Consider the following 14,787-nt stretch of genomic DNA (forward strand, 5'->3'; position numbering starts at 1 on the left):
GTCCTGGGTCCTGGGTCCTGCAGGAATTATTCAAGATCATCGAGACATTAAAAAAGCGGCACTGGTGATCAGTTGCCGCTTTTTCTATTCCTAGGAGCTGATCTTGCTCTTCCTAGGACCTAGGATCTTCTTTTCCTAGAACCCTTAATCCTCTTAAACCGCAATCGGCGCTTTAATCGATGGCTGGGCTTCGTAACCTTCAATCTCAAAGTCTTCTAGTTTGTAGTCGAAGATAGAGTCAGGCTTACGTTTGATTGTCAGGGTTGGTCGATTACCCGGCTCACGCTTTAGCTGCTCGTAAACGATATCATCGGTCAGGTGATTGTGATAAAGGTGAACATCACCGAAGGTATGAACGAAATCACCAACTTCCAAATCGCACTGCTGCGCAATCATATGGGTGAACAGCGCGTAACTCGCAATGTTGAACGGCACACCAAGGAAGTAATCGGCGCTACGCTGATAAAGCTGACAAGATAGCTTGCCATCAGCTACGTAGAACTGAAACAAACAGTGACAAGGAGCCAGTGCCATTTTGCCTTGCTCTGCATTTGCTTGCGGGCTGATAGTCTCGTCAGGCAGGTCAGCAGGGTTCCAAGCCGTAATGATATGGCGGCGTGAATTTGGTTTAGTTTTGATCTGCTCAATCAGCTCGGCAATCTGGTCAACTGTAGAACCATCCGGACATGCCCATGAACGCCACTGAGCACCATAAACCGGGCCTAAATCGCCCTCGCCTGTTGCCCACTCGTCCCAGATTGTCACGTTATTGTCTTGTAGATACTTAATGTTGGTATCGCCATTGAGGAACCACAGCAGCTCATGAATGATGGCACGTGTGTAAAGCTTCTTAGTGGTCAGCAGCGGAAAGCCTTCACTGAGATCGAAACGCATCTGACGTCCAAAAACAGAGCGTGTACCCACTCCAGTACGGTCACCGCGGTCTGTGCCGTTATCAATGATATCCTGCATCAAATCAAGATATTGCTTCATGGTTCTTCCTTTCGTTTACTACCCGCTACAGCGGGGTGACAAATCACAAATATAAAGAAAGCCGCAGGGATCTGCGGCTTAAACTGAAACTGTTACGCTGAGCGCGCTGCGTTTGGGTCTCTGCGATACGCCCAAATCACCATCAACACACCCACAATAATCATCGGAGTGGACAAGATCTGTCCCATGCTGATCCAGTCGCCAAACAAACCTAAGTGCGCGTCCGGCTCACGATAGAATTCAACGATAAACCGGAATGCCCCGTAGCCAATCAGGAACAAACCGGATACTGCACCTGCAGGACGCGGCTTCTTAATAAACCAGTTCAGGATTAAGAACAGCACGAAGCCTTCCAGCAAAAACTCATAAAGCTGCGAAGGGTGACGAGCAATCGGTCCTCCCGTTGGGAAAATCATGCCCCATGGCATGTCTGTCGCACGTCCCCAAAGCTCGCCATTGATAAAGTTGCCCAGACGGCCTGCGCCCAGACCAAATGGCACCAGTGGCGCTATAAAATCAGATACTGCAAAGAACGTTCGCTTGGTCTTGCGGGCATACCAAGCCATGGCTGCAATCACACCCAGCAATCCACCATGGAAAGACATGCCGCCCGTCCAGACTTTGAACAGGAAGAGCGGGTCTGCAAGAAATGCGTCGAATTGATAAAAGAGCACATAGCCAATGCGGCCGCCCAACACCACCCCCAGAAAACCTGCAAAGAGTAGATCACTGACTTCATCCCGCGTCCATCCGCTTCCCGGCTTATCTGCACGGCGGTTTGCCAGCCAAAGTGCAAAGGCAAAACCGGCGAGGTACATCAAGCCATACCAGCGCACTGCCAGCGGCCCGATTTCAATCAAGACAGGATCTATTTGGGGAAATGTCAGTGACATGAATTCGTCTTCCTTAGCTAAAAAACATACTTGCGCCCACCAGGAGCAAGAATACCGCGAATACGCGTTTTATAATGGGTGTCGGTAAACGGGTCGCAAGTCTCGCCCCGTAACGTGTTGTCATTACGGAAGTGACTACAATACCAATCAATGCTGGCAAGTAAACATACCCCACACTATAAGGTGGCAATGTCTCGGGTTGCGTCAGCCCGAAAAAGATAAAGCCTATGACACCGGAAAGCGCCAAAAAGACACCGCACAATGATGCACTGCCAATGGCTTTGCGCATTTCGACGCCATGATAGTTAAGATATGGCACGGTCAATGAGCCGCCACCAATTCCCGCAAGGCTCGCTATCATACCAATCGCAGTCCCACTGGTCATGCTGCCAAGCGAAGAAGGTAGCGGTCTGGCTGATTTTATCCGAAGTGACAGTGCCATTTGCAGAGCAAGCAACAGTACGATAATCCCGAAGACTTTCGGCAAATATTCCGTTGGCATTTTGTCGGCAATCGCACTGCCAAGCAGTCCGCCCAGCAAAATACCCGGTAACAAGGTTTTAATGATGGAAGGCTGAACATTGCCCAGGCGATAGTGTGTATAAGCAGAAGAGGATGACGTGATCACAATGCTTGCTAGCGATGTAGCAAGTGCCATGGGCATCACGAGATTGGCAGAGATCCCCGCCCAGGGCAGAAGCACGCTAAGCGCTGGCACAACAATCAGGCCACCACCGATCCCTAAAAGCCCGGCTAACAGACCAACAACGCCCCCAACGGCAAGACAAACGCCAAACAACCACAATGTGGCTTCTAACATGGAATATTCCTATCGGTGCTGCGCTTTTTAAATAGCCAGATCACCTTATTTATTTGCCCTGAGCTTTACGTCCGAGTATCGCTGTGGCTACTTACCTACCCGGATCAAACCGCCGAGATTGTACTGTTCTAAAAAGGCTTCTGAAGCGTTTCTTATATCACGCGCTAATGACAGTTGTTGGACAGTCGCCGCGTGCGACTCAAGCTGCTTACTTGGAATATGGCGCAAAACGTATTTGATTTTCGCGACACTCCGCGTATTCATACTGAGCTGCCTGTACCCCATTCCCACCAGCAGTGATGCACCAATAGGATCACCGGCAAACTCACCACAAACACTCACCGGCAATTTAAGCCGTTTGCTGTTGTCTAGAATTTGCCTAAGCACCGCCAACACTGAAGGGTGGAATGTATCATAGACGTCTGCCACGCGGGCGTTGTTTCTGTCCACCGCCAGCAAATACTGTGTGAGGTCATTGGTGCCGACAGAGAGAAAGTCGATGTGAGGAGCAATGGCGTCCAATTGGTAGAGCACGGAAGGAACTTCTACCATGATCCCAAGTTTTGGCAGCTTCAAGGTCTCGCCTTGCACACTAGCTATTTCCGTGACTTCCGCAAAGGCTCTCTCTACCAGTGCTTTGGCTTCTAACAGCTCAGACAAACCAGAAATCATCGGCAGCAGGATGGAGAGATTATCGCGCCCGATGCTGGCACGCAGCATCGCTCGAACCTGAATCAGGAAGATATCTGGATGGTCTAGGGTAAAACGGATTCCGCGCCAACCAAGGAAAGGATTATCCTCTTCGATTTTGAGATAAGGCAATGGTTTGTCACCGCCAATATCCAGTGTACGCATGACCACTGGCTGCTTGGGATAGCAATCCAGAATCGCACGGTATTGATTCACCTGATCGTCTTCCGACGGGAAGCTTCGTTGCATCAAAAACGGCACTTCGGTGCGGTAGAGACCAACGCCATCTACCCCACGGTTGATAGCAATGCTGGTATCAGCACTGAGTCCCGCATTCAAATGGACTTCTACCCGCACACCATCAGACGTTTCTGTCTTCTTCGTGAAGGTACTTTCGACTTCCTGTTGAAGCTCCAACTCTTCGTCACGAAGACGCTCATACTCTTCAAGAACCTGAGGTGCTGGCTCAACCAGCAAACGCCCCTTGAAACCATCCAGCACGATTTGCTTGCGGTGAACCAATTGCGGGCTGAATTCCACGCCCATGACAGCAGGAATGCCCAAGGCTCTTGCCAAAATGGCAGCGTGCGCATTCACTGCCCCTTCTTCTGCGACGACACCAGCTAAGCGATCACGAGGGATCGCAGCCAGCATGGCTGCCGTCAATTCGCGGGCAAACAGCACGATAGGTTCGTCAAAGTTCCACTGCTTGATTTCCTGATTCTCAAGAAAGTAAAGCAAGCGTTGACCCAGTTCCTTCACGTCATTGGCTCGTTCGCGAAGATAAGGATCTGACATATTCTGGAAACGCTCAGAAAACGCGTCAATGGTTTGCTTTACCGCCCACTCTGCCAAATCTCCATTCTGAATGCGCTCATTCATCGCCTTTCGCAGCATGGGATCATTCAGAAGGTGGATAAAAAGATCGAAGATCGCCAGCGTGTCCTGATTCAGTTCACTGTCAAAACGCTTTCGCAAACGGCGGAATTCGGTAATGGCTGCGCTGATAGCGCCATCCAATCTGTCGCGTTCTTTTTGTGTATCAAGGCAAGATGCCGGAAAGACCAAATCCAACCGTGGCTGGGATACATCACACCAGGCTTTGGCTATAGCAACCCCAGGTGATGCTGCAGCACCTTCTAAAAGTAAGACGCCCTTTGCGTTGTTGGGCCAAAAGCCTTGCGCTTTGGCGTGAGCAAAAACTACCGCAAGTTGGGCCGCCAACGTGACCAGAAAAGACTCTTCACTTTCATCAAACTGGCGAGAATCGCGCTGCTGGACAACCAAAATTCCCAGCACTTTTCGGCGATAAATAATGGGTGTGCCAAGAAAGGCTTGGAAAATATCTTCGCCGATATCAGGAAAGTGTTTGAAGTCGCTATGCGAACTGGCGAGTGCAAGGTTGATGGGTTCGGCACGACGGCCAACTAACCCCACCAAGCCTTCATCAAAAGAGAGAGAAACACGGCGAGCACGGGCATTAAGTCCCTGGGTCGCCATAAGATCATATTGTTCACGGTCATGATCCGCGATATAAACCGAGCAACACTCGGTTTGCATCGCAGAACAGGTCTCGCGCACTAAGACATTGAGCGCCTGTTTGACGTCGGTGGACGACGCTACATTGTTAACGATATCCCTCAGTTTCGTCAGCATCGGCGCCCTCGACGTTCATCCTTAGTTCTTTGCTGTGCCCCGCTTACCTTTTCGTTTGGTCTTTCTTTCGCGAAAAGGCATCGCCATTGGCGCAAACTCTTTCATCGCGCGTCGGTAAACTTCGCGTTTAAACGACACCACTTGCCTCACAGGATACCAATAACTGACCCAACGCCAGCCATCAAATTCCGGTGTCCCCCCGCGCTGCATGTTCACCTTTGACTCGTCACATTCCAGCTTCAGCAAAAACCACTTTTGCTTCTGACCGATACACACTGGCTTGGAATCCCAGCGAACCAGACGTTTAGGTAATTTATAGCGTAACCAATGACGACTGGTAGCCAGAATTCTTACGTCTTTCTTCGTGAGCCCTACTTCCTCGTATAACTCACGGTACATGGCCTGTTCAGGTGTTTCACCGTCATCAATACCACCTTGTGGAAATTGCCAGGAGTGTTGTCCGTATCGACGAGCCCAGAGAACTTGACCGTGGCTGTTACAAATAACTATCCCCACATTGGGACGGTAGCCATCGCCATCTATCACTGGACGACCTCAAATATAAATCTCTATTACCAGTGATTTTTTCACACTATGTGCACAGTGGTAAACAAACATTGTGTATGAGACGCATTTTTTGGGGGCTTCAACCGCCTTTATGGATAAATCCCCGGTCACCACTAAGTTATAAACAATCCGGTGAGACTAAGCGCACATTTATTCACGCTTTCTGTGGATACATTTGTGCAGAACAGACTTTAAACGGGACAAAAGTGTCTCTTTGAACGACATGAAAAGTGTCCACACAAGCGGAGTTTTTAAATTATATCTTTATATAACATATAGATAATTAAATTCAGCCTCATATTTCTAAGCAAAATCGGAGGACAAAAACAGAACGATCTTAAAGTGGTCAAAGATCCATCAAAGTAAGACTTACCCACACCACTCGCTCACTTTCTCATCAGAATGATCCAAAAGCCGCCTATTTATGTGACCAAAACCACTGTATAAGCATCCATGATCCATTTTTACACCTCCGACACTTAGATCGTTGTGGATAACTCCGTAAGGGTGCAAAAATGAGTGGATCCATTATGGTGAGGCTGATAGCGTTCACTGCAGACAACTAAGACACCGAGGCATGATGATCCCCGCACCCAATTCAGAAGCTGAACTCCTTGAACGCGCCTTTGCTTTGGCGGGCTTTACGCTCGGTGAACTGGCCGAACAACATGGACTGGAATGCCCCGTAGATCTGCGCCGAGAAAAGGGCTGGGTAGGCATGTTGCTTGAGACCTGTCTGGGTGCGACTGCAGGCAGCAAGCCCGAGCAGGATTTTCAGGAATTAGGGATCGAGCTGAAATCCATCCCTATCAGCCATACAGGAAAACCATTGGAAACCACTTTTGTCTGTGTCGCGCCACTGACTGGTGTTCAGGGGTTGACCTGGGAAAACAGTCATATCCGCAACAAGCTATCAAAAGTGCTTTGGATCCCGGTTGAAGGTGAAAGGGAAATTCCGGTTTGCGAGCGTCATGTAGGTATGCCGTTATTATGGAAGCCTTCAGAAGATGAAGAGTCGCAGCTAAAAGCGGATTGGGAAGAATTGATGGAGTTTATCGTGCTGGGAAAAGTGCATGAAATCAGTGCCAGACACGGTGAGTTCTTACAGCTTCGCCCTAAAGCGGCAAACAGCAAAGTCAAAACTGAAGCCTATGGCGCTAAAGGTCAACCCATCAAAACCTTGCCCCGTGGCTTTTATCTTCGCACTCAGTTCACGCGCAAGATACTCGCCCGCCACTTTATGCTGCCGGAAAGCGAAAGTTAGCTCTATGGTCTGTCGACCTTAAAGCGTAATTTCCATGTCCTCATTGCAGGAAGTATCCGCGGGCCCAAACTCATCATAAGGATCCAGCAGACGTAACGTTGCTTTTTTCACTCCCACTTTGCGAAGCTTCTCTGACACCTGTTCCATGTTGTCAAAATGCATCACTTCATCCGTATTGTCGTCTTTCAGTGGCTCCAGCTTGTGCCTGACTTCCACTTCCACCACATACTGTGCACCACCTGCATGTGCAATCACATAGCAATGGGGAACGTTGTCCGGGTGAGCCTGTATCCAGCTCTTCAATTGCTTTAATTTCATTTCGTTACCCGCATTGTTAATCGAATGTTAATTCTAGTATAAGGACTCAGGATAGTGTGTGTGGTTTAAAACTGATAATTCTGATCGCTCCCACGGAATCCATTTGCGACATCTCAAAACCTTCATCCGGATCTACACCCAGTCCCCCACTTTTTCGCTTGTACCGACAAGAAAACTTTTTAAGATGGAAGGTAAACCCCGCACATCTCGAAAACGTGTTTCTCGTCGTCCATGAGATGCAGCCCAAGGAGAAAGGATGCAATACCACACACTTCCCCATACCAATCTAGAAGTCAGTAAGATTTGTCTTGGCACTATGACCTTTGGTCAACAGAACACAGAAGTAGATGCTCATCAGCAGCTGGACTTCGCACTCGACCATGGCGTGAACTTTATTGATACCGCGGAAATGTATGCGGTGCCACCGACCCCAGAAACGCAGGGGCTAACTGAGCAATATATTGGTAACTGGCTGCAAAAATCGGGTAAACGCGACAAGGTGATTATCGCCACCAAAGTCGCAGGTCCTCGCGGCGTGCCTTACATTCGTGAAAACATGTCACTTGATCGCCGTAATGTCCGTCAAGCGGTCAATGACAGTCTCGCGCGTCTGCAGACAGACTACATCGACCTTTATCAGGTGCACTGGCCGCAGCGCCATGTGAACAGTTTTGGACAATTGAACTACGACCATCAAGACGAAAACTCAGGCGTCACCCTGCTGGATACTCTGGATGCGCTCGCCGAACTGGTGCGCGAAGGCAAAATCCGTCACATTGGTGTATCTAACGAAACACCGTGGGGTGTGATGAGCTATCTTCGTTTGGCAGAAAAACACAGCCTGCCGCGTATTGTGTCAATCCAGAACCCGTATAATCTGCTCAACCGCAGCTTCGAAGTGGGTCTGTCAGAGATCAGTCATCAGGAAGGCGTCGAGCTGCTAGCTTACTCACCGCTCGCGTTTGGTGTGTTGAGCGGAAAATACCTCAATGGCGCTAAACCAGAAGGAGCACGCTGCACCCGCTGGGAGCGTTTCGCCCGATACTTCACCGAGCAAGGGCAGGCAGCAACGCAGGCTTATGTTGATCTTGCTAAAGAATTCGCCATTGACCCAACACAGATGGCACTGGCTTACGTCAATACCCGCTCCTTTGTCGCCAGTAATATCATCGGCGCTACCACGCTTGAGCAACTCAAAACCAACATCGATTCCATAGACGTTGAATTGCCGGAAGAATTGCTGAAGCGCATTGAAGAGATTGGCCAGCAGTACTCCAATCCTTGTCCATAGCGCTTATTGACCTTGGGTTTTCAAATAGAAAAAGCGCCGTAAGGCGCTTTTTTATTATGTGATTATAGGGAATTCGGGAGTCACCTAGGATAGTGACTCCCTTCTGATTACGTTGTCAGGTTCAACCTTAACTTTCTGCGCATTCGTGCCACTTCGCGTTGGGCTTTAAATTTAGGTGCAACGGTGTGACCGATAGATAAGCCATCTTTCTCGAAACCAATATCTCGCATTAGATGCTCTGACAAAGGCTCGCCAACATAGCGAATTCGGCGATGGGCTTTTCTCCAGGCTGACTCTTCACGTTTAATATCCATACGGACGAAAAACACGGCCAGGCGCAGGTACATAGATTGGTTCATGACGGACTCCTTGTTGAGTATCAGGAGGCCTTGGATAGATTGCGGGAGAGGGATCTTAACTAGGAAGTGTCGCTCAGAGCCGCAGTCATATCCGCGGCCCATTTGCTAAAATGGTGCGGATTAGTGTACAGGTTTTCGCATATCTGCGCACAGATGGGTGGCGCAAGTCATGACGGATGTAAACAGTTGATTTGTCATCTTATTGCCTCCTTTCTGCGTAAACCTGCGGAGTATTCCGCACTTGTAAATTCACTGTTAATACTAATGATTTAGATCAATATATCAATGCGTTATTTGATATAACAATGAATTCAGTGGCATGTGCTTTATTAAACAATTTGAGTAAAGTTTCACCATATCCTGTTCGAGGTTTTGCCTATTTAAAAGGACATATTGCTTTTCACTAGCCAATTTTAAAATCAATCGCTCCGATAATCGTACTCCCGCAAATCATCAAACTGTTACAAACCCGAATAAAGAACATCCAAAATCCATCCCTTTTACGGATAGTAATTAACTATGTTCAATCTTATTAGTGGATATCATGCTGGCATTGATTGAGAGGTAACACACCATGAGAACTGCAGCAGACCGTATTCGACACGCCATCGCCTTCGAGGTGATAGGCCTTATCCTCATTGTAAGCATTCTGTCCCTGTTTGGTTTTGATGCCGCACACACAGGTGTGTTGGGTGTGGCTTTTTCCATTCTGGCGACAGGTTGGAACTACATTTATAACCTGTGGTTTGACAAAGCTATGGTGAAAATGACCGGCAGGACCGAGAAGAAACAAAAGCATCGTATCCTTCATGCGGTACTGTTTGAGTTGGGACTGCTTTGGGTGACGCTGCCTGCTATTGCATGGTGGCTTAACATCAGCCTGTGGCAAGCTTTCCTGATGGACATTGGTCTTGTGGCCTTCTATCTGGTTTACGCATACGTCTACAATCTGGCGTACGATAAAGTGTTTCCTATTAATGAAGGGAAGCTAGTCACCCAGTAATCTAATAGACGAAAAAAACCGCCTAATAAGGCGGTTTTTTTATTTCAGCTAATTACTTAGCGAAAGCTACGCGGTGCAGGAATCAAGCTGTGCTTGTTCAGCAAACGGTACATAGTTGCACGTGACACACCCAGCTCTTTCGCTGCAGCAGACACCTGACCATTGTTGCTTTCCAGCACAGCGAGCAGTGCATCACGCTCAGACTCTTCACGAATCTTACGCAGGCTTTGTTTGTAATCGCCCTGACGTGGCAGATCCAGATGCTCAGCTTCAATCACCAGATTATCCGCCAGCAGTACTGCACGTTTCACCTGGTTGATCAGCTCACGTACGTTACCTGGCCAGCTATAGTTGGTCAGGATCTTGTTCGCTTCTTCAGAGAAGGTGCGCGCCTGCGTGTTGTACTGACGTGCAAACTTCAACAGGAAGTGCTCAGCCAGCTCAGGAATGTCTGCACTTCGCTCTTTCAGTGAAGGCACAGAAATACGCAAAACATTGAGGCGGTAGAACAGATCTTCACGGAACTGACCTTCAGCAACCGCTTTTTCCAAATCCATGTGCGTCGCCGCAATCACACGAACGTCGATCTCTTTCGAGTATTTGTCGTCGTGCGTTTCTACCGTACCGTCCTGCAAAAGATGCAGAAGGTTTGCCTGAAGATTCAGAGGCAAATCACCAATTTCATCCAGGAACAGAGTGCCTTGGTGCGCTTGCTGCACTTTGCCTTCTGTCGTGCCATCACCAAACAGCTCGTTTTGAATAAGCTTCTCTGGTAGCGCGCTACATTTCACAGAAACGAACGGACCTTTCGCGCGGGTTGAAGCATTATGAATTGCCATACCCACCAGCTCTTTGCCGGTACCGCTTTCACCGTTGATCAGAACTGATACGTCAGTCGGTGCGACACGACGAACCTGATCACGCAGTTTCTTCATCACAGAGGTTTTACCCAGCAGTCCCATGTCACTGTGGTCGCCCAGTTGAGGCCATACGTGACGCTCAAGCTTCAGCATGCCCAGTTGGTGACCGATGGTGCTCATCAGTTGGCTATCTGGAATTGGAGAAGTGAAGTAGTCGATGCAGAAGCTCACAATGAACTGACAAATTGCATCATTGTTGAGTTGATCTTCGCGGATCAGCGCCAGCCAGCGAACCTGCTTGTTGCGGTTTACCAGTGATGCGACACCGTTGAGACTGAAATCATCGTGGCTGATATCCACAATACCAATGCAAGGACCAATGTCCTGAAGGAGAGATTGTGCTGCTCTGAGGTCATAACAGCGGTGACAACGCCAACCTGCTTGTTCCAGTGTTGCCAGCCAAGGTTCGTAAGTTCCGCCTACTACGACGAGTGAACTTGGAACCGCCTCAGATCTGAATTGCATACCCATAACGCCTGCCTTTAGTCATCCATTAACGACACGTGTTCAAAATGTTGTGAGTATCATTATATTTTGTAAGACAAGCAGGTCTGTCTCAATGTAGATACAAGGTAGCTCTCAAATCAGCACAGTTCCCAGATAAGACACTTTTGCTGTTCGATTTGCTGACAACATAGGCATCTAGTAGCTGACATATTTATCAGTATTATTAATAGGATAGACTATTCCATGATGCCCAAAAAAGCCATCAAAATGGCCAACATTTCAAACACTTCTCAATTTTGAGAAATTTAAAATTCTCTTTAAAATTTCTTAGATCATAGACTATGACCCGATTTATTGAGGCTATCTATTGATAGAGAAAGCAAAAAAACCGCGTCCAAGTGAGACGCGGTCTTTCATTTAAGGCAGGGCTTCGAGAAACTATCTCACTTCTTCGCCACTGGCGATGACGGTTTCTCTGACTTTGTCTGCAAACTGCAACGCTTCCTGGCGCACTTTGTCTTCATCCACCGTCAGTATGTCTCTCTCCTGCATCAGGAGCTGGCCATCAACGATGGCATGTTTCACGTTCGATGCATACGCGGAGTAAACCAAGGCTGAATAAGGATTGTACATTGGCACCATATTTGGCGCTTTCGTATCAATTACGATGATGTCTGCCAGCTTACCCGTTTCCAGAGAACCTATTTTGTCTTCCATGTGGAGAGCGCGTGCCGCCCCCATGGTTGCCATTTCGATAACCTTGATCGGAGGCATTGCTGCGCGATCTTTGTTCACCAGCTTGTGCACTTTAGCAACTTGGTTGAATTCATCCACTGTACTGAGTGTGTTACCTGACATTGGCCCGTCAGTGCCGAGACCAATTCGAAGACCATCATCAAACATCTTCAATGCCGGTGACACACCTTTGGCAGACTTGATGTTGGCACTCATGTTATGCGCGATGCCCACATCGTGCTTTTTCAGCAGCGCAATATCATGGTCATCGACATTAATCACGTGCGCGCCAACTAAGTTCGGTGTCAGCGCACCAATATCCGCCATGTATTCCACGGGAGACTTACCACCACTGCGCTCAGCAATCACTTCATTTTCACGTTCTGACTCTGCAAGATGGATCATCACCGGCACATCGTGCTCCAGCGAAAGCTTGGTGATTTTCTGCAGCACTTCGGTGGTATTGGTATAAGGTGCGTGTGGCGCGAAAGCTGGGGTAATACGAGGATGGTATTTATATTCCTGAATAAAGTTCAAGGCGTATTGGATGCCTTCTTCCGCATTTGCGGCATCAGCAACTGGAAACTTAATGACGGTTTCACCCAGAATCGCGCGCATACCAATCTTGTCGACGGTTTTCGCCACTTCATCTTCGAAATAGTACATATCGGCATAAGTGGTCACGCCGCCTTTCAGCATTTCCACATTACCCAGTTGCGCGCCGATACGTACCATATCTCTGCTCACCAACTGACTTTCTAATGGGAAGATATAGCGGTGCAGGCGATCTGGCACATCATCACCCAGTGAACGGAACACTGTCATTGAGGCATGAGTGTGGGTGTTGATCAATCCTGGCATCACAATGTCGCCATCCACATCCAAGACGGTTTTGGCCTGATAGGCTTCCGACAGACTCTCATCACCGACAGCCACAATTTTGTTGCCATCAACAGCCACCACACCATTATCGTAAACCGCTTTATCAGCGTTCATGGTCAATACGGTCGCGTCTTTAATTAACAGGTCGATATGTTCAACAGCAAACGCTGCCGATGAAGCCAACGTTGCCAGGGCAACACTGGCAGAAAGGAAGGATTTTTTTAGCATGGTTATCTTCAATAAAAGCAGCAAGGAATTGCGCGGGCATCATCCCTGCAGATGAATCAAACCGGAACTAAAACGTTAATTACATCGCAATATTTGTGACATTGAGCAAACGTTTGCACACTAACATACGCACATAAAAAAACACTGGCATAAGCCAGTGTTTTTGGTGTCTCAGAGACGTCTCAGAAGTCAGTCAGATTTAGTCTTTCTTCTGGTTCTGTGGACGCATCGCCGGGAACAGAATCACGTCACGGATAGTGTGCGTGTTGGTAAACAGCATTGCCAGACGATCGATACCGATACCCTGACCCGCTGTTGGTGGCAGACCATGTTCCAGTGCAGTGATGTAGTCTGCATCGTAGAACATTGCTTCGTCGTCACCTGCGTCTTTCGCATCAACCTGCGCTTTAAAACGAGCGTCCTGATCTTCTGCGTCGTTCAGCTCCGAGAAGCCGTTCGCCACTTCACGGCCACCGATGAAGAACTCAAAGCGGTCTGTAAAGAACGGATTGTCATCGCTACGGCGCGCCAGCGGAGAGATATCTGCCGGGTAGCCAGTGATGAAGGTTGGCTGGATCAGTTTAGGTTCTGCGGTTTCACCGAAGATTTCTTCCAGAAGCTGACCACAAGTCCAGAATTTCTCAACGTAGATCTCCAGAGACTTCGCGATAGCCACCAGCTTCTCACGATCCTGAACATCTTCCACTGTCAGCGCTTGGATATCAGCATGCTCTGGGTTGTAGTGCTTGATCGCTTCCAGCATGGTCATACGTGCGTATTTACCACCGAATTCCACGGTGTAATCGCCGTAAGGCATAGAGGTTTCACCCAGAACTTCAACGGCCACGGTACGCAGCATGTCTTCAGTCAGGTCGATCAAGTCGTTGTAATCTGCGTACGCCATGTAGAACTCAATCATGGTGAATTCTGGGTTGTGGCGTGGAGACAGACCTTCGTTACGGAAGTTACGGTTGATTTCGAATACGCGCTCGAAACCACCCACAACCAGACGCTTCAGGTACAGCTCAGGCGCGATGCGCAGGAACATTTCCTGATCCAGTGCGTTGTGGTGAGTGATAAACGGACGTGCAGAAGCACCACCCGGGATCACTTGCATCATTGGCGTTTCCACTTCCATGAAGTCTTTTGACTCCATGTAACGGCGGATCGCAGAAATCAGCTTAGAGCGTACCTTGAATGCGTTGCGCGAATCTTCGTTCACGATCAGGTCAACGTAACGCTGACGGTAACGCATTTCCTGATCAGTCAGACCGTGGAATTTTTCTGGCAGAGGACGCAGTGCTTTAGTCAGCAGTTGGTACTCTTCCATGTTCACGTACAGGTCGCCTTTACCAGACTTGTGCAGTGCACCTTTCACACCGATGATGTCACCGATATCCAGACCTTGATATTGCTCTTTCAGCACGTTCTGAACGTCTTTCGCTGCGTACGCCTGAATGCGACCGCTCACGTCCTGAAGTGCCAGGAAAGGACCACGCTTTGCCATCACACGGCCAGCAACGCTGACTTTATGATCCAATGCTTCCAGCTCTTCCTTGCTCTTTTCGCCAAACTCAGCCTGAAGATCAGCCGCTTTGTGCTCACGGCGGAATTCATTTGGGTGGCCGTTTGCATTGCAGCTTTGACGAATGTGGTTCAGTTTTGCACGACGCTCCGCGATCAGCTTGTTTTCGTCTTGTAACTGGTCAGTCATAGTGAAC

Annotated in this window: 13 protein-coding genes; 3 read left to right on the forward strand and 10 right to left on the reverse strand. The window is 48.7% G+C overall.

Going from position 1 to position 14,787, the window contains the following annotated elements:
• Positions 1-153: 153 nt before the first annotated feature.
• The 5 genes from RN22_RS08300 to rppH all read right to left on the reverse strand — a co-directional run bounded on the left by RN22_RS08300 (position 154) and on the right by rppH (position 5,598).
• Complete coding sequence (locus RN22_RS08300; RefSeq protein WP_046303889.1) at positions 154-993, reverse strand: thymidylate synthase; 840 nt, start codon at positions 991-993, stop codon at positions 154-156.
• A gap of 92 nt (positions 994-1,085) precedes the next feature.
• On the reverse strand, positions 1,086-1,886 hold the full coding sequence (gene lgt, locus RN22_RS08305; protein WP_046303890.1) for a prolipoprotein diacylglyceryl transferase: 801 nt from the start codon (positions 1,884-1,886) through the stop codon (positions 1,086-1,088).
• A gap of 13 nt (positions 1,887-1,899) precedes the next feature.
• Positions 1,900-2,706, reverse strand: a complete 807-nt coding sequence (locus tag RN22_RS08310; RefSeq protein WP_046303891.1) for a sulfite exporter TauE/SafE family protein — start codon at positions 2,704-2,706, stop codon at positions 1,900-1,902.
• Positions 2,707-2,793: 87 nt separating this feature from the next.
• A complete protein-coding gene (gene ptsP, locus RN22_RS08315; RefSeq protein WP_046303892.1) occupies positions 2,794-5,052 on the reverse strand; it encodes a phosphoenolpyruvate--protein phosphotransferase in 2,259 nt (752 codons plus the stop codon).
• A gap of 21 nt (positions 5,053-5,073) precedes the next feature.
• Positions 5,074-5,598, reverse strand: coding sequence for an RNA pyrophosphohydrolase (gene rppH / locus RN22_RS08320; protein ID WP_002540369.1), 525 nt, complete (start codon positions 5,596-5,598; stop codon positions 5,074-5,076).
• A 601-nt stretch (positions 5,599-6,199) separates the two neighbouring features.
• On the opposite strand from rppH, the gene mutH reads away from it, so the two are divergent.
• A complete protein-coding gene (gene mutH, locus RN22_RS08325; RefSeq protein WP_046303893.1) occupies positions 6,200-6,883 on the forward strand; it encodes a DNA mismatch repair endonuclease MutH in 684 nt (227 codons plus the stop codon).
• Between the two features lie 18 nt (positions 6,884-6,901).
• Here the strand turns inward: mutH and RN22_RS08330 are convergent, their stop codons facing one another.
• Entirely contained in the window at positions 6,902-7,201 is a 300-nt protein-coding gene (locus tag RN22_RS08330) for a DUF6482 family protein (protein WP_002540372.1), read from the reverse strand.
• Between the two features lie 256 nt (positions 7,202-7,457).
• On the opposite strand from RN22_RS08330, the gene RN22_RS08335 reads away from it, so the two are divergent.
• Complete coding sequence (locus RN22_RS08335; protein ID WP_046303894.1) at positions 7,458-8,492, forward strand: NADP(H)-dependent aldo-keto reductase; 1,035 nt, start codon at positions 7,458-7,460, stop codon at positions 8,490-8,492.
• 107 nt (positions 8,493-8,599) lie between these two features.
• On the opposite strand, the gene RN22_RS08340 is transcribed toward RN22_RS08335, so the two are convergent.
• Entirely contained in the window at positions 8,600-8,851 is a 252-nt protein-coding gene (locus RN22_RS08340; RefSeq protein WP_002540375.1) for a hypothetical protein, read from the reverse strand.
• Between the two features lie 574 nt (positions 8,852-9,425).
• On the opposite strand from RN22_RS08340, the gene RN22_RS08345 reads away from it, so the two are divergent.
• Entirely contained in the window at positions 9,426-9,854 is a 429-nt protein-coding gene (locus RN22_RS08345; protein ID WP_002540377.1) for a PACE efflux transporter, read from the forward strand.
• Positions 9,855-9,910: 56 nt separating this feature from the next.
• Here the strand turns inward: RN22_RS08345 and RN22_RS08350 are convergent, their stop codons facing one another.
• The 3 genes from RN22_RS08350 to lysS all read right to left on the reverse strand — a co-directional run bounded on the left by RN22_RS08350 (position 9,911) and on the right by lysS (position 14,780).
• The gene (locus RN22_RS08350; protein ID WP_002540379.1) at positions 9,911-11,245 is read right to left on the reverse strand and encodes a sigma-54 dependent transcriptional regulator; all 1,335 of its coding nucleotides are present in this window, start codon (positions 11,243-11,245) and stop codon (positions 9,911-9,913) included.
• Positions 11,246-11,659: 414 nt separating this feature from the next.
• A complete protein-coding gene (locus tag RN22_RS08355; RefSeq protein ID WP_046303895.1) occupies positions 11,660-13,066 on the reverse strand; it encodes an amidohydrolase in 1,407 nt (468 codons plus the stop codon).
• Between the two features lie 199 nt (positions 13,067-13,265).
• On the reverse strand, positions 13,266-14,780 hold the full coding sequence (lysS, locus tag RN22_RS08360) for a lysine--tRNA ligase (protein ID WP_002540382.1): 1,515 nt from the start codon (positions 14,778-14,780) through the stop codon (positions 13,266-13,268).
• Positions 14,781-14,787 lie beyond the last annotated feature (7 nt).

The organism is Grimontia sp. AD028 (genome assembly GCF_000973155.1).
Classification (GTDB): Bacteria; Pseudomonadota; Gammaproteobacteria; order Enterobacterales; family Vibrionaceae; genus Enterovibrio; species Enterovibrio indicus.